We start from the raw sequence: 20,246 nt of genomic DNA, 5'->3' as shown, positions 1-20,246 counted from the left end.
ACCACTAATCAGGATCGTCCGTTTCTTAATACCTGCTTTTTATGACAGGTCAATTACCAGTTTGCATGGCTTAGTAGGTCCAGTTTGTTTGCTTATCCAAACCGGCAGAAGACTTATTCTTCGTCTTCCTGACCTTCCAGATCTTCACCAGTTTCCTGATCAACACGTTTCATGGAAAGTTTAACCTTACCACCGCGCTCGATACCGATGCATTTGACCTTAACCATGTCACCTTCGTTTACAACGTCAGTCACTTTGCCAACACGACGATTTTCCAGCTCGGAAATATGAACAAGACCGTCACGGGCGCCCATGAAGTTCACGAACGCACCAAAGTCAACACAGCGAACGACTTTACCGTCGTAAACAACACCAACTTCTGGCTCGGCAACAATTGACTTGATCCAGTCAACAGCCGCATCACCTGCTTCTTTATCAACCGCAGCAACCTTGATTGTACCATCGTCTTCGATGTCAATCTTCGCACCCGTTTCTTCAGTGATTTCACGGATAACTTTACCGCCAGTACCAATGACTTCACGGATCTTGTCTTTTGGAATGCTGAACGTTGTGATCCGTGGAGCATGCTCGGAAACACCTTCACGGCCAGATGTAAGGGCTTTCGCCATTTCACCCAGAATGTGAAGACGACCTTCGTGCGCCTGTTCCAGAGCAACCTTCATGATTTCCTGTGTAATGGACGTGATTTTAATATCCATCTGCAGGGCAGTCACACCATTTTCAGTACCAGCAACTTTAAAGTCCATATCACCAAGATGATCTTCATCACCAAGGATATCAGAAAGAACGGCAAAATCGTCGCCTTCTTTAATAAGACCCATCGCGATACCAGCAACTGGTGATTTCAACGGAACACCTGCATCCATCAACGCAAGGGAAGAACCACAAACCGTCGCCATAGAAGAAGAACCATTTGATTCAGTGATCTCGGATACAACACGCATTGTGTACGGGAAGTCTTCTTTGGACGGCAGCAATGGGTGAATCGCACGCCATGCAAGCTTACCGTGACCAATTTCACGACGCCCAGGGCCACGAAGGAAGCCAGCTTCACCAACAGAGTATGGAGGGAAGTTATAATGCAGCATGAAATGCTCACGATAGCTACCTTCTAGCTGATCGATAATCTGCTCATCCTGACCAGTACCCAGTGTAGAAGTCACAAGAGCCTGTGTTTCACCACGGGTAAAGAGAGAAGAACCATGTGTTAGTGGCAATTTACCAACTTCAGCAACAATCGGACGAATCTGTTTGGTGTTACGACCGTCAATACGCATGCTTGTCTTTAAAATGCTGCCGCGAACAACTTCGGCTTCAAGCTTTTTGAAAAGACCACCAGCAATCGCAGCTTCGTCTTCTTCCAATCCTTCCAAAGCAGCTTCTTTAACAGCTGCAATATTTGCCTGACGCTGTAGCTTTTCCTGTTCGCCATAGGCTTCTGCAAATTTATCAAGAATACCACCTGCAATCAGCTTTTCTTTAACAGCTGCAACAGCCGGATCAACAGGTGCAAGTTCACGAGGATCTTTTGCACACTCTTCAGCCAGTTCGATGATTGCATTGATCACAGGCATCATCTGCTCGTGGCCATAAGCAACCGCACCAAGCATAACTTCTTCAGAAAGCTCTTTCGCTTCTGATTCGACCATCAATACACCTTCGTGTGTACCAGCAAGAACAAGATCAAGGTCCATGTTCTCATAGTCTTGCATGAGCGGGTTCAGAACATATTCACCGTTCTCGTAACCAACACGACAACCACCAATTGGACCCAGGAATGGAAGACCAGAGATTGTCAGGGCTGCAGAAGCACCAACCATAGCAACGATATCTGGATCGTTTTCAAGATCATGACTGATAACAGTACAGATAACCTGAGTTTCGTTCAGGTAACCATCAGCAAAAAGAGGACGAAGTGGGCGGTCAATCAGACGAGAAACCAGAGTTTCTTTTTCAGATGGACGTGCTTCACGTTTAAAGAAGCCGCCAGGGATCTTACCTGCGGCATATGTTTTTTCCTGGTAGTTTACAGTCAGTGGGAAAAAGTCCTGACCCGGTTTTACGCTACGTGCGCCAACCGCGGTACAAAGCACAACAGTGTCACCGTAGGTTGCCAATACAGCACCATCAGCCTGACGTGCAATCTGACCTGTTTCCAGCTTAAGGGTACGACCACCCCATTCAATTTCTTTCGTGTAGATGTTAAACATCAGTTTTCCTTATTATCACGGGCCGGTTTCTTTCTTTTGCCGGGCCTACGCAAGCTGTCCATTTTTGTTGAACAGCTTGCGCAGGACCGGCGCAGACCTGATATTGCCCCGACCCCCGAAACAACATCAAATAACTTATTCAGATCATGGCCTTGTAAATGGATTAGCGAGAAAGTCTCTCACATTTCAGTCCTTGGCCAGTCCTTGAATAAACGTACACCCGGCCAACAGGAATGATATTCGCTGTGGACCGGGTGTCACTAGAAACTTCCTTTGCCTTAGCGGCGAAGGCCGAGACGTTTAATCAGAGCATCATAACGGCCCTGATTTTTCTTTTTGGTATAGTCCAGCAGACGACGACGCTGACCAACCAATCCAAGAAGACCACGACGGGAATGGAAATCCTTTTTATGATCTTTTAGATGTTCAGTCAGGTTGTTGATACGCTCAGATAGAATAGCTACCTGTACTTCTGGAGAACCAGTATCACCTTCAACAGTTGCGAACTCTTTGATGAGTTCCTGCTTACGCTCAGCCGTAATCGACATCGCTTTTCCTTCTTTAAAAGCTATCTAGGAAAATCCTAGAGATTTAAAACACGTACTGATCTCACCTCACCTTTTTCAAATCGGGCCAGCGCAACGGGTGTTCCGTTTTCTGTTGCCAGAAAAACATCCCCGTTCACCAAGTCTCCAATCCGGTCAAGATCATGTCGTGTTATCATGGATAACACTTGACCCTGACGAAGGCGGGTTGCCTCAGTTTCTGATAAGGCCAACGCCGAGATGTCGTCCAGCGCGGTCTCTACCGGGAGCAAAAGCTCATCGGCAGCGGGACTATGCCCGATCTCTTCGAGAGATTCCAGTGAAATCGCATGTTCCAGGGTAAAGGGTCCTACGCGTGTACGTCGTAGCTCGATAATATGAGCACAGGTTCCCAGTGCCTTGGCCAGATCACGGCCCAGCGAACGGATATAAGTTCCTTTGCCACAGTCGACTTCAAATTCGGCAATATCCTCGTTACGCATATCAACTAAATCAAAGCGATCAATACGAACAATGCGGGATTTCAATTCGAATTCTTCATCGCCATCACGCGCCAAATCATAAGCTCTTTTACCATCAACTTTAATGGCGGAATAACGCGGTGGCACCTGTTCCACATCGCCAACAAAGTTTGTAAGCACCTGAAGTATATCTTTTTTTTGGGGGCGCACGGGGCTTGTTTCAATAACCTCACCCTCACGATCTTCTGTAGAAGTCGCTTCCCCCCACTTTACAGCAAAGCGATAGGTTTTGCGTCCATCCATTGCATAGGAGACTGTTTTGGTTGCCTCACCAAATGCCAGGGGAAGTAAACCACTGGCCAAGGGATCAAGCGTACCGCCATGCCCAACTTTTTGGGCATTAAGCGCTCGTCTTGCCTTACCAACCAATTGTGTAGAAGAAAATCCAAGTGGCTTGTCCAGAACAAGCCAGCCATGGATAGGAAGACCTTTTTTCTTACGGGCCATTAGCTGTCCGCTTCGTCGTCCCCGGCTCGCGACTCGATCCACTCATCATCGTCATCATGACGCAGATCTTGCTGAACACTGTCACTCTGCAACAGAGTATTAATCTTTGCAGCTTCATCAAATGAGGTATCGGGTTCGAAGCCAATCCGAGGGCAACTTCTTAGCCGCAGCATATGGCTTAGTTCACGACGGAAAAAACCATTGGCTTTGTTCAAAGATTTGGTCACTGCCTCAAGATCAGCCCCACCCAAAGGCACAACAAAGGCGGTCGCATTCTTAAGATCAGGACTAATACGCACTTCGGAAATCGTGATAATCACGCCTTCCAAATGTGGATCATTAAAGCTTGTCCGATTCAGAATCTCTGACATTGCGTGGCGAATTTCTTCGCCGACGCGTAACTGTCTCTGGCTTCGGGGTGTACCGCTACGGTTTTTACTATTGGAACTCATATCATCCCTTCATCGCTGACGAGAGCTATTATAGCTCTCGTGCGATTTCTTCGATGATGTAACACTCAATCTGGTCACCCACTTGAATGTCTGAATAGTTCTCAAAGGCCATACCACATTCATAACCTTCTTTTACTTCTTTCACTTCATCTTTGAAGCGACGCAAAGTTTTCAGAGAACCATCATGAATAACCACGTTATCACGTAGCAAGCGAACTTTGGATCCGCGCTGAACGGAACCCTCGGTGATCATACAACCCGCAATTTTGCCAACTTTGGTAATGTTGAAAACTTCGCGGATCTGGGCATAACCTGTGAATTTCTCGCGCTGTTCAGGCTCAAGAAGGCCACTCATCGCTGCTTTCACATCATCCACAACGTTATAGATGATGGAATAATAACGAATATCCACCTTTTCACGGCGGGACATTTCACGAGCCTGTGGGTTTGCACGAACGTTAAAAGCAATAACGAAAGCGCCCGTAGACTGAGCCAAGGTAATATCGGATTCGTTGATCGCACCAACGCCAGTATGCAGAATGTTCACCTTAACTTCGTCAGTGTTCATTTTCTGCAAGCTCGTTGCGATAGCTTCCATAGAACCATGAACATCGGCCTTGACGATAACCGGAAGTTCTTCCGCCTTACCTTCTTTCAGTTTGGCCAACATCTGTTCCAGCGAACCACGACCAGCTGCCGCAGCAGCAAGATCTTTTTTCTTCTGCTCACGATAGGCCGCGATTTCGCGGGCTTTGGCATCATTCTCAACAACGATGAAGTCATCACCAGCACTCGGCGTACCGTTTAGACCCAACACCTCTACCGGAAGTGACGGCCCCGCAGACTTAAGCTTTTGTCCGCGTTCGTTCGTCATGGCACGAACACGGCCCCACTCGCTACCTGTCACAAAGATATCGCCAACATTCAGCGTTCCTTTTTGAACCAGTACAGTTGCGACAGAACCACGGCCTTTATCAAGCTTGGCTTCAATCACAGCACCGATAGCAGCACGGTTTGCATTCGCTTTCAGTTCAAGCAACTCAGCCTGTAGCATGATCGCTTCTTCAAGCTTATCGAGACCCATTTTGGTTTTCGCTGAAACCTCAACAGTCTGAATATCACCGCCCATTTCTTCGACGATCAATTCATGCTGAAGTAATTCCTGTCTCACACGATCCGCGTTCGCGTCGGGCTTATCCATTTTGTTGATTGCAACAATAATCGGCGCTTCAGATGCTTTAGCATGGTTAATCGCTTCAACAGTCTGTTCCATGATGCCATCATCACCAGCCACAACCAGCACCACAATATCTGTAACAGTTGCACCACGCAGACGCATTTCAGTAAAGGCGGCGTGACCCGGTGTATCCAGGAAGGTAATCTTGTTACCAGAAGCCAGATTTACCTGATAGGCACCGATGTGCTGGGTAATACCACCAGCTTCTCCGCGAACAACGTCCGCTGAACGAATAGCATCCAGCAAAGATGTTTTACCGTGATCCACGTGCCCCATGATGGTAACGACCGGCGGACGAGGTTGCTGCTCTTCATCGGTTTCGTCCTGATTACCAAGAATGCCTTCTTCAACATCCGCAGCTGTAACACGTTTGATTGTGTGACCAAGTTCCTGAACAACCAATTCAGCAGTATCAGCATCAATCGTCTGATTGATTGTTGCCATCACGCCAAGCTTCATAAGCTGCTTGATAACTTCAGTCGCGCGTTCCGCCATACGGTTGGCAAGTTCCTGAACCGTAATTGTTTCTGGCAGGATAACTTCGCGCAAAACTTTTGTCGGCAAAGGACGCGCACCGCGTTCTTGCTGTAGCTTTTTCTGACGACGGCGTTTCACAGAAGCAAGAGAGCGCTGGCGCCCATCTTCATCCATCGCACTTGCAATGGTCAGCTTGCCTTTATTACGACGTTCTGTAGTCGCCTGATTTTTATCAGTCGCCTGCTTGGGTACAAAATTCTGTTTGTTACCCTGCTTCACACGACCACCAAGCTCATTCGCGATGGCTTCACCAACGGAAGCAGGTGCAACATTAGCTTTTTTCTTTGATTTTGGCTTCGGCTTGGATTGACGGTTATCCGGCGCACGCTCTGCAGCCTCACGCTTCTTACGGGCTTCAGTCGTCGCTCGTGCAGCAGCTTTCGCTTCCTCTTCAGCTTTTTCCATAGAGCTTTTGGCATTCTCAGCCCGCGCAGCAGCTTCTTCTGCTTTTACCCGTTCAGCTTCTTCAGCGGCAAGACGAGCGTCTTCTTCGGCTTGAATCGCAGCTTTACGTTTATTTTCTTCTTCCTGGCGGATTCTCTCTTCTTCTGCCGCCTTTTTCTTACTTTCTTCAGCTTCACGTGCAGCCGCGAGAACCTGCATACGCTTTGCTTTTTCAGCGTTTGTCAGATCATCATGCGTTGCCGCAAGCTTTGCCGCTTTCTTAGGAGCAGCAGGAGCTTTTTTCTCTGGCTTCGGCGCTTCGGTCAAACTTGGTTCCGGCGTCGTCACTTCTGCCATACGTCCGCTCTCACCGCGTTCGAATGTCCGGCTACGTTTTACTTCCACGGTAACGGATTTAGACCGCCCATGGCTAAAGCTCTGCTTAACCTGGCCGGTTTCTACAGTTTTCTTCAACTCAAGCGTATTCGGCCGGCTTAATGTCAGCGGCTTTTTGCTCTTATTGGTGTCCTTGCTCGAGGTCATTCTTTCAGGCGTCCACTTACTTTTTGGCGGGGTGTCCCGCAATTCCTCTTACAGCCAACAACCGCGCCACATCAGCGGCGAACCTATCAGCGATTCCACTTGGTCTAAGCGCTACATGTACCCAGGTATCCCGGCCTAGCGCTTGCCCTAGCTCATGCCCGGTAAAGGTTTCGTTTATCGGCAAATCAGGATCGATAGCCCTGGCCAACGCACGAATTTTACCGCGCCCATCTTCTGCCGCGTCTGCGGCTTGTACAAGTATCTTGACGTTCCCTGAAGAAAGCCAAGCTTTCGTTTTTTCAAACCCTGCTACTAAATGTCCTGCACGTTTTGCCAGACCTAGAGCATCAAGGCAACGTTTCGTTAGCTGCGCGTCAAGTTGCTCGATCAAATCATCGGGCACTTTGACCTTCGCTTTAGCCGAACGAGCGAATAATTGTTTATGACACGCTTTCTCTACCATATCCCGGCTTGGAGACAACCAGATTCCGCGTCCCGGCAGTTTTCCGAATAAATCCGGTACTACATTTCCATCCGGTCCAATCACAAACTTCAACAGGGCCGACTGAGGGAAAAGATCACCAGAAGCAATACAGCGTCTTTCAGGTTCGCTCTTTCGCTTCTTCCTGACCTTTTTCTTTCCCTCAGCTTTTTTCGTTGTCACAGACTTAACCAAAGTATCTAATCCTCTGGTTTTGTTTATTCACTTGCCTCTGACTCATCAGATCCAGCCGCTGCCGCATCTTCATCTGCAAACCAGTGTGCACGTGCAGCCATGATAATTTCATTTGCCTTGTCTTCTGACAGTGCAAGTTCTTCACCAAGCATTTCGACAAGCTCATCACCAGCCAAATCAGCCAAATCATCCAGAGTTTTAATACCTTGCTCACCCAAATGAACCACCTGTTCAGATGAAAGCCCCTCTACAGACATCAAGTCATCCTGAACACCCAGGCTCTGGCGAGACTCTTCTAATTCTTTTTCATGTGCTTCAAGGTATGTGCGGGCACGGTTGCGAAGTTCTTCAGCAATATCCTCGTCAAAGCCCTCAATAGCAGCAAGTTCATCAACGGGAACATATCCAACCTGTTCAACGCTTTCAAAACCTTCAGCAACAAGAAGATGAGAAATCACATCGTCCACATCAAGTGCATCCATGAAGTTCTGTGAACGCTGTTTGATCTCTTCCTGACGACGTCGAGATTCCTCTTCGTCGGTCATGATATCAATATCCCAACCAGTCAGAATAGAGGCCAAACGAACGTTCTGACCGCGACGACCAATTGCAAGAGATAGCTGATCATCTGGAACAACAACTTCGATACGCTTTGAATCTTCGTCCAGAACAACTTTGGAAACTTCAGCAGGGGCCAAAGCATTCACCACAAATGTCGCTACGTCAGGTGACCATGGAATAATATCAATCTTTTCGCCCTGAAGTTCTGTCACAATCGCCTGAACACGACTACCACGCAGACCAACACAGGCACCAACAGGATCAATTGATGCATCTTCAGAAAGAACAGAGATTTTTGCACGGCTTCCCGGATCACGGGCAACAGCTTTGATTTCAATCACACCATCATAAATTTCAGGCACTTCCTGTGAGAAAAGCTTCGCCATAAACTGTGGGTGAGAACGAGAAACAAAGATCTGAGGGCCACGAGGCTCTTCACGTACATCATAGATATAGGCACGAACACGATCACCATTACGGAAGTTTTCACGCGGAAGTGTTTCATCGCGGCGCATGATGGCTTCGGCTTTACCCAAATCAACAGTAACATTGCCAAACTCGTTCCGCTTAACAACACCATTGATAACTTCACCAACACGGTCCTTGTATTCACGGAACTGTCTGGCACGCTCTGCATCACGAACTTTTTGGACAATAACCTGCTTTGCAGTCTGAGCCGCAATACGACCAAGATCAATTGGTGGCAATTCGTCAAAGAAAAATTCACCTATTTCGATATCAGCCTGACGCACTCTTGCATCTTTCAGCGTTGTTTGTGTCAGTTCGTTTTCAACTTCCTCAACAACCTCTGTATAACGACGCAATCTAACTTCACCGGTTTTACGGTCAATTTCAGCGCGAATATCACGCTCATGACCATATTTTGCGCGCCCAGCTTTGGAAATAGCCTGCTCCATTGCATCCAGCACTTCATCGCGCTCAATGCTTTTTTCACGAGCCACAGCTTCAGCAACCTGAAGAAGTTCAGTTCTATAAAGAGCAGTCGTTTCCATTTGCCCTCAAATCCTCAATCTATCATGACAGTCAGAACTATTTTCTAAACCATCACTTTACTTGTTTATCCTATGGCGCGGCATATAAGCACCTCGCCACAACGCATTATTCACAAGCGTGTTATCCACCGGCCTGTGCTGCAGCAATCAGTTCATCGGTCAAAATTAGCTTTGCGCGCGACATGTCCTGAAAAGCCAGATATACTTCGGCCTCTTCCTCTTCGAGATCAAGGTGAATAGCCTCTCCCTCAACCCCTAGAAGACGCCCTTTAAAACGTCTGCGCCCATCAACATTAATCAACATTTCAACACGCGCATCAAAACCGGCAAAGCGCTGAAAATCCGACAAGCGTGTTAATGGGCGGTCGATACCAGGTGAGCTAACTTCCAGACGAAAAGCCCCTGAAATTGGATCTTCCACGTCCAAAAGAGCTTCAATCGCGCGGCTGATATCTGAACAGTTATCGACAGTCATGATCTGGGTAAGATCACTATGTTCAGCCATCACCTGCAGCGTTTTGCGCTCATCACCACCTGTAATCATAACACGAACGATATCAAAGCCCATAGACGCCAGAGTCGGGGCTATAATCTGCTCTATCTGAGCAGCTTTACCGTCACTCGTTTTGGCAAGAAGAGGTATCGTACCCCCTTTAGCGTCTAACAATAACTCATCTCCGTTTGCATAAGCGCCCGAGCTATATCTTTGATATAAAGATACAAAACCAACAAAAGGCGCTGAATTTAGATACAAAAAATGGGCCTTAAGGCCCGCTTTCAAAACTTCGATGTAGCGGGCTACAACAAAGTGTGTCCCGCGCGCACTGTAACCTTAGCCCCATTCCAGTGCAAGCGCTTTTCTATTCCTGCAGGAAAAGCGCTGTTTAACATATATTTAGGAGGTAACGGTAACTTTAAAGACTTATGTGCGCGGCAATCTTTTAAAACGTAAATATCCCGGCTTAAGGCCTTTATTCAGGGCCTTTTCTTCATACCTGGTCTTAGGCCAGTCCTCTGTGCGCTGGTTCCAGTCATTTTTTGATTCAGCCTGCCAGCTAAACAATGGATGAGGAACAGTTCTTTCAAGCATCCATTGCAGATACCCCATATCATCCGTTGCCATCCGCAGCTCACCATCATCCACAAGCAAATCAGCCAGCAGATCCAGTGTTTCGATTTGGACAATACGACGTTTGTTATGTCGGGCTTTATGCCAAGGATCAGGGAAAAGAATAAAAACTTTACTGAGAGAATTCTTCGGCAAGAATGGCATCATATCGCGTACATCACCCCGATAGATACGAACGTTCTCGGCACCATTATCATCAAGATGGCCCAGCAAACTGGCAACACCATTGATAAAATACTCTGCCCCAATCAAGTTAACATCAGGATTGTGTTCGGCTTGCCAAGCCAGATGTTCGCCACCGCCAAAACCGATTTCAAGCCATGTTTCTTGCCCTGAACGACCAAACATCTCGTCCAGTTTATAAGGCACAATGTTTTCGGGATCACCCAGTGTTATCTGGATTTTTGGCAGAACCGTCTCGACCAGCTCAGTTGCCTTTTTCCGCAGAGGGCGACCCTGTCGTCGGCCATAAAAAGTACTACGCTTAACAGGATCGCTCATCTTCTTACTCTACGTCTTCTTCAGCTCTTAAAGGTTAAAAGCAGACTTCAGGTTATCCACAAGATCAAGGCGCTCCCAAGAGAAACCTCCATCACCTTCCGGACGGCGGCCAAAGTGGCCGTAAGCCGCTGTACGCGCATAAACAGGCTTGTTCAAAGCCAGATGCTCGCGAATACCGCGCGGCGAAAGATCCATGATATCCATCAGGGCAGCCGGAAGTTTTTGCTCATCAACCTGGCCTGTGCCATGAGTGTTCACATAAAGTGAAAGCGGTTTGGACACACCGATCGCATAAGAAACCTGAATTGTGCAGCGTTCTGCGAGGCCAGCACCGACAACGTTCTTTGCCAGATACCGTGCGGCATAGGCAGCTGAACGGTCAACCTTGGTCGGATCTTTACCCGAGAAAGCACCACCACCATGTGGAGCCGCACCACCGTATGTATCAACAATAATCTTACGGCCTGTCAAACCTGCATCACCATCAGGGCCTCCAATAACAAAGCGGCCTGTTGGATTCACATAAAATTCGTCGTCAGAACACATCCACCCCTGTGGCAGTTCTTTTTCAACATGCCGACGAACGATTTCACGAATCTGGTCATTATCCATACCCTCAGCATGCTGAGTGGACACAACAACAGATGTAGCACGAACAGGCTTACCATCGACATATTCCAGTGTTACCTGGCTTTTCGCATCCGGACCAAGGCCTGGCTCCTCACCTGAGTGACGAACCTCAGCAAGTGACCGTAAAATATTATGAGAATAAAAAATCGGCGCAGGCATGTAACCGTCGGTTTCCTTACAGGCATAACCAAACATGATACCCTGGTCACCAGCACCTTCGTCTTTATTACCAGCGGCATCTACGCCCTGGGCGATATCAACGGATTGCTCATGGATAAAGTTCTGCACATCCATGTTTTTCCAATGAAAACCGTCTTGTTCATAGCCAATGTCACGAACAGCCTGACGGGCCACTTCTTCAATTACATCTGGTGTTACCGAAGCAGGACCACGAACTTCACCGGCCAAAACGATCCGGTTTGTTGTTGCAAGTGTCTCAACCGCAATACGAGACTGCGGATCGTGAGAGAGGTATAGATCTACGATAGAATCTGATACACGATCACAAACTTTGTCAGGGTGCCCTTCAGACACGGACTCGCTTGTGAAAAGATAGCTGCCAAGTCGCACGACAACCCCTTTCTATATGATTATAAAAAAAATTGATCGTGGCACCGGAAAGTAACGATAATGCGACCCATGCCCGACCAAATGCACTATATAACGCAAAATGCATATAATGCAAAACGCGATCAGGAATGCCTGATCGCGCTCTATAATGCAATGCTTAAATTACCAATTCATTGAGAAAGCAAAATTTAAGCTGATAATTCCTGCTGTTGCCCTAAAAGGATTATGCTTTTGCCGCTTCTTCAGAAGCAGCTTCAGCAGCAGTTCCCAAGGCTTTTGTCATCTCAAAAAGACGCTTCCGCACCTGTGGGTCAACAATTTTGTAATAAGCACGGACCAACTCAAGCGTTTCACGCTTCGCCATTGGATCAGCTTCGTGAACAAAAGCTTCAACCTTCTCTTCACTCATTTCGCGCAAGCGAACAGGTGACTGCGAAGCAACTTCATCGGGCATATCCGCGAAGAAATAGCCCACAGGCACTTCGAGAACACGTGCCAAGTCATACAAACGACTGGCGCCCACACGGTTTGCTCCGCGTTCGTATTTCTGGACCTGCTGGAAAGTCAGACCAATAGCTTCGCCAAGCTTCTCCTGGCTCATGCCTAGTAGGGTCCGACGCAATCGAACTCTGCTTCCAACATGAACATCAACAGGATTTGGTTTGCCTTTACCACGAACTGGTTCGTTTTCTTGTACTCGACCCATAATTTTACTCTTTCTAAACTGCACACAAGCAACCATCTATACGAGTATAATTATGCATACTATCGTATGTGGTCAACTTATTTCTACCAAAAGAGTGTATTTTTTGGGCTTTTTGCTACCTTTTACGCCAAATTACCATCGGTAGTAACAACAGACTTATGAGAATCAATACGGAGAAATTTCCAAGAATAGAAAATAATGTCTGCCCAGATATTTTTTTTGGAAGCTCCGTATCAACAATACCCTTTTCCCCTAGGCCCAGACTTTTGACGACCCGCCCATAAGCATCGATAGAGGCCGAAATGCCAGTGTTGGCAACGCGGATCACCGGAAGACCTTCTTCAACAGCCCTGAGTTGTGCCATACCAAAATGCTGATAGGGACCACTGGTAATACCAAACCAGCCATCATTGGTTGCATTAAGTATCCAATCCGGCCTTTCAGAAGAATTCACAACAGCACCCGGGAAAATAATTTCATAACAGATCAACATACTTACCCCGGGAAGCCCGGGAACATTCAACGTTCGCAATCCTTCACCAGGTGTAAAATCAGAACTGCCAGCCGTCATTTTTTTTAGGAAAGGCACCCAATCTTTCAATGGTACGTATTCACCAAAAGGCACCAGATGAAACTTGTCATAGGTGTCGATAATTTCACCTCGACGATCAAGAACATGCATCGAGTTGCGAAAACGTCTCTCAACACCCCCTTCAACCGAAAGCTCTTCCACTCTGGGTGCGCCGGTTATTAAATAACCGGATGGCGGCACCACCCTGGATACAACTGATCTTAACTCGGAATCCCCTGACAACAAAAATGGTACAGCCGTTTCTGCCCAAATTACATGGGTTATGTCCTGAAACCCTTCACCAGCGCTCAGCCCCATCTGTGTAACAATATGTTCCCCACGCAGATCTGGTTTCCACTTATCTGCCTGCCTTATATTAGGCTGTACAAGACGCATCTTGATGTTGTCGACGAAGGCGTCGCTACCTGTCGATGCAGTGCTTAATCGAAAGGCACCGTAACCCCAAACAAAAACAGGCACACACAAGACAAGAAAGACAAAGGCAACACGGCGTTTCATTTCAGAAAAGGGGACTTTAGGATCCTCAAACAGTACCGATGGCACACTGGCAACCAGAAGAGTGAGAAGGCTTAACCCCCAAACCCCGGTCAAACTCGCAAACTGAAGCATCTGGTCAGAAAAAGTCCATACCGCCCCAAGAAGATTCCAAGGAAATCCCGTGAAAATCCATGACCTAAACCATTCGATAAAGAGCCATAGGGACGCAAAAGCGAGGATACGTTCAATTCCCTGAAGCTTCAGGCGGCCCATTACGTAACCGAGAAGAAGGTGAAAAAGCCCCATGCCGGCAGCCAGTGCAAGAATCGCAAAGGGCATTAACCAAGCATGACGGGCACTATTAACCAGAAAAGCTGCGCCAACCCAATAGAGGCCAACAGCAAAATATCCGGTTCCAAATGCCCACCCGATAAAGGCTGCTTTTTTAGGGGTTTCAGCACCTTTCCAAAGCCATAAAAGACCGACAAAGGCAGGTATCAAAAGAGGTATAAAAAACAAAGGCGCAAAGGCGGTTGCAGACAGCCCGCCCAAAACAACGGCAATCCCGTAGCGCTTCCAACCTCTGATTTCCTGAAGGTTTTTGCTCAGGCTATATACACCTGCCAGTCCCCGCCCAATACCCATACTGGCCTAGCCTTCTTTTTGCTCTTCGTTATCTGTTGCTGTGTTTTTCCATACTTTCAAACGCTTGATTCTGCGTGGATCGGCATCAAGCACTTCGAACATAACGGATGTTTCCTCGTGTTCGATCAACTCTCCTCTGGCAGGAATGCGGTCTGCCAACCAGAAAACAACCCCGCCAAGCGTATCGATATCCTCATCACGCTCTTCATCCGTCAAGATCGGACCTATCTTCTCTTCCAATTCACCAATTGGGCACCGCGCATCAGCAATAAAAGAGCCATCCGGGCGTGGGTACAAACGCGGACCTTCGTCGGTATCATGTTCATCTTCGATCTCTCCAACAATTTCTTCTACGAGATCTTCAATGGTAACAAGCCCGTCTATTCCGCCAAATTCATCAACGATCAAGGCCATATGAACACGCGACATGCGCATTTCCAAAAGCAAATCAATAGCCCGCATAGAAGGTGCAATGATCAAAACGCGACGCACAATACTGGCAAGATTGGGATTACGAGCCCCTTTTGAATATTCCAGAACATCCTTGATATGAACCATACCAATGACATCGTCCAAGGTTTCCCGAAAAACAGGCAGTCTTGAATGTCCGGCGCGGCTCATCATATCGATAAGATCGCCAATAGATGTATCCAGGTCCACAGCGATAATATCAGCCCTGGGTACCATAACATCCGAACAGGTCAGATGGCGAAGCTTGAGGATATTTCCGAGCATGACACGCTCGTCTTCACCAATCGGCGTAGATGACGCAGCCTCATCTTCGCTGCCTTCGATCTCCTCAATGATTTCTTCCATTGTCTCGCGAAGACTGGAATCGCCATTTTTGAAACCAAAGCTACGTGTTAACCAATTCCATAGTCCGCCGCGCGACGATGTTTCTGCATCCTGGTCGCGCAGCGATTTACTATTTCCCGATATTTCACTCATCTATCGCGCCCTCAAAAAGCCGATCGCCATCAAACTCATAAGGGTTCTTAACACCAAGCCTATTCAAAATTTCTACCTCAAGCCCTTCCATCTCAAGCGCATCATCATCTTCAATGTGATCATACCCCAACAAATGCAAAACACCATGCACCAAAAGATGCGTAAAATGATCTTCAAGCCTTTTAGATTGCTCATTTGCCTCTGAAATCAAGGTTTCAAGAGATAAAACAATATCACCAAGAGGTAAAACACCCCGCTGCGATGCAAGATCGGCTTCATCAGGATCATCCAAAGTCGAAAACGAAAGTACGTTTGTCGGCTTATCTTTACCCCGGTATTCTTTGTTCAGTGCTTGTACAGAAGTGTCATTCGCCAAGACCACAGATAGTTCCGCTTGCGAAATAAGCGTCGTGTCCGATGAAGAAGCTTCGGAAGAAAATCCAGCAAAGACATAAGCGGCAACAACAGCCCGGTGGATCAGGGCCTGATGATGAGGAAGCCGATCAGACCATTGAGGTTCCCGAACCTCAACTTCAATATCAAACCCCGAAGATCTAAAGACAGAGCCTTCATTACTTAAAGAACGCTCTAAAGCTTCGGCCATGATCAGATCAGACATCTAACAAGCCCTCTGAGCGAAGGCCCTTCAATTTCCGGATAACTTGCAGACAGGTTAGCCATCAAAGAAATCTCTTTCTTCAGCTTCACCTTTATTTTGACGGTTATCATAGGCGCGTACGATCTTGGTCACCAACTCATGCCGCACGATATCTGCATGCGCAAACTGAACGAAACCGACCTCTTCCAATTTGGCAAGCGTCTGCGAGGCATCTCGAAGGCCAGATAATTGCCCTTTGGGCAAATCGACCTGTGACATATCACCCGTCACAACCATGCGAGAACGTTCCCCAAGCCGGGTCAAAAACATCTTCATTTGTACTGGAGTCGTATTTTGAGCTTCATCCAGAATAACAAAAGCATTTGATAAGGTCCGCCCCCTCATAAAGGCAAGCGGAGCAATCTCTATTTCACCGTTTTCCAACCGTCCCATAACCTGATCCGAAGGAAGCATATCATGCAGGGCATCATAAAGCGGACGCAGATAAGGATCGACTTTGTCTTTCATATCCCCAGGAAGAAAACCCAACCGCTCCCCGGCTTCAACAGCCGGACGCGAGAGAATGATCCGCTCAACATCCCCGTTAAGCAAAAGTGACACCCCATAGGCAACGGCCATATAGGTTTTGCCCGTTCCAGCAGGCCCCACGCCAAATACCAGCTCGTGACGTTGCATCGCTTTGATATAAGCAGCTTGTCCCGGAGATCGCGGATTCAGACGTCTTTTGCGGGTAACGATTGCCAGCTCATCACCATGCGTTGACTTTACGGCCTTTTCGGTTTCATCAACATCCGGTGTGATTTGCGCCATGCGGACAACAGCATCAACTTCGCTATCGCCAACATCCAGACCTTTTTGCAATCGTTCGTATAATGCTTTTAAAACAACCTTAGCTGTCGCTACAGAATCTTTACTACCGCTTATTGATACTTGATTTCCACGCGAAGCGAGATCCACATCAAGGTGCTGTTCCAATCGAACAAGATGCTGATCATGTTCCCCATAAAGCATGGGGAGAAGACTATTATCATCAAACTCAATTAATTTATTCTGCCGTGCACCACGAGCGGCTTGTCCGTTACGAGCTCTGGCTGTCAAATGCGTCCCTCCATTGCGGCTTTTGCATGTTCCATATTATGCGCGTCAAAAACACCAAAGTCACCTGTTACTACTGAACCTGTTAAAGAATTTGGCTTTGCTGTTTCAATTTTGACATCAACAATTTGCCCCATCAGACGTTCCGGTGCCTGCACAAAGACAGATTGCATGTAAGGGCTACGGCCCCCCAATTGACCAACTTCACGGCCTTTACGTTCAATCAGAACCGAAAGTGTCTTGCCAATCATACTCTGGTTAAAAGCCATTTGCTGAGCATTGAGCAGTTCCTGCAACATTGCCAAACGTGTCGATTTAACATCTTCAGGAACCTGGGCATCAATACTTGCAGCCGGTGTGCCCGGACGCGGGCTGTATTTGAAAGAATAGGCTTGGGCGTAATTCACATCGGTAACCAAACGCAGGGTATCAGCAAAGTCCTGATCGCTTTCGCCCGGGAACCCGACGATAAAGTCAGAAGACAGCGCCAGTTCAGGACAAGCATCCCGAAGCTTATCAATGACCCGGCGGTATTCGTCCCCAGTGTGTTTGCGGTTCATCATTTCCAAAACGCGGTCAGAGCCACTTTGGATCGGTAAATGCAAATACGGCATTAACTCTGAAAGATCACGATGGGTATCAATAAGCTCGTCATCCATATCGTTCGGATGCGACGTCACATAACGAAGACGTTCAATTCCATCAACTTCGGCAAGCTCTCTGAGCAATCGTCCCAAACGCCATGTTTTACCGTCCGCACCTTCGCCGTGATAGCCGTTAACATTCTGCCCAAGAAGGGTAACTTCACGCGTCCCGTTGGCAACCAGACGCTTGGCTTCATCGACAATCGCCGTTACCGGGCGCGAAAATTCGGCTCCACGGGTATAGGGAACGACACAGAAAGTACAGAATTTGTCACAACCTTCCTGAACAGACAAAAAGGCAGAAGGACCATGTGTCTGGCTTTCTTCTGGCAGGAAATCAAATTTGGATTCCACCGGGAAATCCGTGTCGGAAATCCCCCGCCCCGATGTATTCCCCAAAGCCTTGGTAACCATTTCGGGCAAACGATGATAAGTCTGGGGACCAAAAACCATATCGACCTGTTTGGCACGGCGTAGAATCTCTTCGCCTTCAGCCTGCGCTACACAGCCAGCAACGCCGATGAGCATGCGATCACCATCGGATTCGCGCTTTTCTTTCAAACGTCGCAGCTGTCCAAGTTCCGAAAAGACCTTCTCGGAAGCTTTTTCGCGTATATGACAGGTATTGAGTATAACCATGTCTGCCGCGTCGGGGCTATCAACGGTTTTATATCCCAAAGGAGCCAGAACATCTGTCATCCGAACCGTATCATAGACGTTCATCTGACAGCCATAGGTCTTAATATAGAGCTTTTTTGCCAACGTAATTACCAATTCAGCCTAGTGTCATTTTCGGCTACATATGTGATAAACCGTTCAGACACCTTGTTAAATTACCATCTGTTGGGATTTGAAGCTATTTGTAATCTACGCCCTCTCAAGGCATCGGAAACACCGCCGGATACCGCCTTGTGACAGTGACTGGCCATATCTTTCCGATTGGCGAAAGAACTCGCTTCTACCGGCTCCAGGAACTCAACTTCTACAGTCAAAACACCCATAGCCAGCGCATGCCATAAATGCCCGGGCAATTCCATATCGCCGTACCAAGCATAAAAAGGGCGCCAAAGACGCCCCATCGGCATACCATCCAACCGGGTGTATGTAATAGAGATTGGCTGAACCAGCAAGGGGCTATCGTTTTCTGATGCCTGAGCAACTGAAAAGAGCGCCGATTTGAAGGGGAGTACCCGGGTCCCATCACTCGAAGTACCCTCTGGAAATAAAATCAAATCACGACCATTTCCAAGCCGCTTTGCCATATTATCGCGGCTTTCACTGGATTTATGCCGACGACGCTGAATAAAAACTGTACCGGATAGCTTTGCAAGCCATCCAAAGAACGGCCAGTTTCCAACCTCAGACTTCGCGACAAAGTGCCCGTCAATCAAACTGCCCAGAACAGAAATATCCAAGTAGGAAACATGATTGGATACATAGAGTGTCGGCTGACGTGTGCTTTGCTGCCCGCGGGTCACGATCTTGATGCCATTCAAAAAGCAGGTCGCATTATGATACCACAGGGGTAATTTGTAACGCCCGGGCAATCGCAAGAGCAAAAGCAGAAGCTGTAACGGCATCAAAGCCAGAGTGAAAAGGACATACACGATCAAACGGCAAGAGGCTCTTAAATCAGATCCCAAACCAGAAGCTACAGCGATGTCCGACATATCACGCTACCTGTTGTGCTGCATTGTCCGTTTCACGGCGATAATGTTTATAATACTTGTCTGTTACACGGCTTGTTTCAACAATCACGCAGACATCCGTGGTGCCAAACTGTTCATCAATCACAGCGCCATCGCCAATAACACCGCCAAGCCTCAAATAGCCCTTAATCAAAGGGGGAAGTTCTTTAATGGCTGCCTTGGGATCAATTTCATCCGCCGGCATAAGATTCATGGAACTAAATCTTTCCGGCAGAGCCTTGGGGCGAATCTCAGGATCAGCAAGGTGATTGTGATAGAGGTACGACAAAGGCACCTTCATTTGCTTGGGATCAATGCCGTGCAAGCTTGCACAGCCAAACATATATCGAATGTCGTAGGTGAAAACATACTGGGCAATGCCGCGCCATAAAAGCTGCATTGTCGAACCGCGTCTATATTCCTGATTGATACAGGATCGCCCCAGCTCCAGAATTTCACCATCAAAATTCAGCAGCTTTTCCAGATTGAATTCATCAACCGAATAGAACTGTCCACGTTTTTTTGCACCTTCGCGGCGCATGACACGATAGGTGCCGACAACAGCTTCTGGCCCTGTTCCCCGGTCATTATCGAAAACAAGCAAATGGTCACAGAATGGATCAAAGCTATCAAAATCTCGGCTTTGTTCTTCCATCTCTGGTGTTGGTTGAGCGGAGTTCTCGCGATAAAAAATATCATATCGCAAATTCTGCGCGGCCAAAACTTCCCGTTCGCTCTCGGCTAAACGGATCGTAAGTTGTCCCGCAGTTACATCGACGGGTCGTGAAGTACCCTCATTCATGCTCAGCGTGTTCCCTGGATAGACATAGCGAATTTAAACATGGCGAGGACTGT

At 47.6% G+C, this 20,246-nt stretch carries 18 protein-coding genes; all 18 read right to left on the bottom strand.

Translation table 11 applies throughout. The annotated features are described in order from the left end of the window. Window positions 1-113: 113 nt before the first annotated feature. The gene (gene pnp, locus WH95_RS09000; protein ID WP_046505826.1) at window positions 114-2,231 is read right to left on the bottom strand and encodes a polyribonucleotide nucleotidyltransferase; all 2,118 of its coding nucleotides are present in this window, start codon (window positions 2,229-2,231) and stop codon (window positions 114-116) included. A gap of 278 nt (window positions 2,232-2,509) precedes the next feature. Beyond that, complete coding sequence (rpsO, locus tag WH95_RS08990) at window positions 2,510-2,779, bottom strand: 30S ribosomal protein S15 (RefSeq protein ID WP_046505822.1); 270 nt, start codon at window positions 2,777-2,779, stop codon at window positions 2,510-2,512. A 35-nt stretch (window positions 2,780-2,814) separates the two neighbouring features. Continuing rightward, on the bottom strand, window positions 2,815-3,744 hold the full coding sequence (gene truB / locus WH95_RS08985) for a tRNA pseudouridine(55) synthase TruB (RefSeq protein ID WP_046505819.1): 930 nt from the start codon (window positions 3,742-3,744) through the stop codon (window positions 2,815-2,817). Next, window positions 3,744-4,196 carry a 30S ribosome-binding factor RbfA gene (gene rbfA, locus WH95_RS08980; protein ID WP_046505816.1) on the bottom strand — a complete coding sequence of 151 codons (453 nt, stop codon included), beginning with the start codon at window positions 4,194-4,196 and terminating at the stop codon, window positions 3,744-3,746. Before rbfA ends, truB begins: the two co-directional genes overlap by 1 nt. Before the next feature lie 28 nt (window positions 4,197-4,224). Then, window positions 4,225-6,897 (bottom strand): translation initiation factor IF-2, encoded by a 2,673-nt coding sequence (gene infB, locus WH95_RS08975; protein WP_046505814.1) that lies wholly within the window; start codon window positions 6,895-6,897, stop codon window positions 4,225-4,227. 16 nt (window positions 6,898-6,913) lie between these two features. Continuing rightward, complete coding sequence (locus WH95_RS08970; RefSeq protein ID WP_046506176.1) at window positions 6,914-7,561, bottom strand: RNA-binding protein; 648 nt, start codon at window positions 7,559-7,561, stop codon at window positions 6,914-6,916. 35 nt (window positions 7,562-7,596) lie between these two features. Further along, window positions 7,597-9,147, bottom strand: a complete 1,551-nt coding sequence (gene nusA / locus WH95_RS08965; RefSeq protein ID WP_046505812.1) for a transcription termination factor NusA — start codon at window positions 9,145-9,147, stop codon at window positions 7,597-7,599. A gap of 121 nt (window positions 9,148-9,268) precedes the next feature. Beyond that, window positions 9,269-9,814, bottom strand: a complete 546-nt coding sequence (gene rimP, locus WH95_RS08960; RefSeq protein WP_245622952.1) for a ribosome maturation factor RimP — start codon at window positions 9,812-9,814, stop codon at window positions 9,269-9,271. Between the two features lie 255 nt (window positions 9,815-10,069). Beyond that, complete coding sequence (gene trmB / locus WH95_RS08955) at window positions 10,070-10,777, bottom strand: tRNA (guanosine(46)-N7)-methyltransferase TrmB (RefSeq protein WP_046505810.1); 708 nt, start codon at window positions 10,775-10,777, stop codon at window positions 10,070-10,072. Between the two features lie 27 nt (window positions 10,778-10,804). Beyond that, window positions 10,805-11,977 carry a methionine adenosyltransferase gene (gene metK / locus WH95_RS08950; RefSeq protein ID WP_046505807.1) on the bottom strand — a complete coding sequence of 391 codons (1,173 nt, stop codon included), beginning with the start codon at window positions 11,975-11,977 and terminating at the stop codon, window positions 10,805-10,807. A gap of 223 nt (window positions 11,978-12,200) precedes the next feature. Next, complete coding sequence (locus tag WH95_RS08945) at window positions 12,201-12,683, bottom strand: helix-turn-helix domain-containing protein (protein ID WP_046505804.1); 483 nt, start codon at window positions 12,681-12,683, stop codon at window positions 12,201-12,203. Between the two features lie 115 nt (window positions 12,684-12,798). Next, the gene (lnt, locus tag WH95_RS08940; protein ID WP_082114066.1) at window positions 12,799-14,397 is read right to left on the bottom strand and encodes an apolipoprotein N-acyltransferase; all 1,599 of its coding nucleotides are present in this window, start codon (window positions 14,395-14,397) and stop codon (window positions 12,799-12,801) included. Between the two features lie 6 nt (window positions 14,398-14,403). Next, window positions 14,404-15,345, bottom strand: coding sequence for a hemolysin family protein (locus WH95_RS08935; protein ID WP_046505800.1), 942 nt, complete (start codon window positions 15,343-15,345; stop codon window positions 14,404-14,406). Then, a complete protein-coding gene (gene ybeY, locus WH95_RS08930) occupies window positions 15,338-15,964 on the bottom strand; it encodes an rRNA maturation RNase YbeY (protein ID WP_052741891.1) in 627 nt (208 codons plus the stop codon). The genes WH95_RS08935 and ybeY overlap by 8 nt, the downstream gene beginning before the upstream one ends. Before the next feature lie 54 nt (window positions 15,965-16,018). Next, complete coding sequence (locus tag WH95_RS08925) at window positions 16,019-17,062, bottom strand: PhoH family protein (RefSeq protein ID WP_046505797.1); 1,044 nt, start codon at window positions 17,060-17,062, stop codon at window positions 16,019-16,021. After that, the gene (gene miaB / locus WH95_RS08920; RefSeq protein WP_218044476.1) at window positions 17,059-18,465 is read right to left on the bottom strand and encodes a tRNA (N6-isopentenyl adenosine(37)-C2)-methylthiotransferase MiaB; all 1,407 of its coding nucleotides are present in this window, start codon (window positions 18,463-18,465) and stop codon (window positions 17,059-17,061) included. The genes WH95_RS08925 and miaB overlap by 4 nt, the downstream gene beginning before the upstream one ends. Before the next feature lie 71 nt (window positions 18,466-18,536). Beyond that, a complete protein-coding gene (locus WH95_RS08915) occupies window positions 18,537-19,373 on the bottom strand; it encodes a lysophospholipid acyltransferase family protein (RefSeq protein WP_046505795.1) in 837 nt (278 codons plus the stop codon). A gap of 1 nt (window position 19,374) precedes the next feature. Continuing rightward, complete coding sequence (locus WH95_RS08910) at window positions 19,375-20,193, bottom strand: GNAT family N-acetyltransferase (RefSeq protein WP_046505793.1); 819 nt, start codon at window positions 20,191-20,193, stop codon at window positions 19,375-19,377. Window positions 20,194-20,246: the final 53 nt, after the last annotated feature.

The sequence above is a fragment of the Kiloniella litopenaei genome (genome assembly GCF_000982415.1).
Classification (GTDB): domain Bacteria; phylum Pseudomonadota; class Alphaproteobacteria; order Kiloniellales; family Kiloniellaceae; genus Kiloniella; species Kiloniella litopenaei.
Note: the sequence above shows the minus strand (reverse complement) of the source record. Positions and strands in the feature narration are given on the sequence as shown.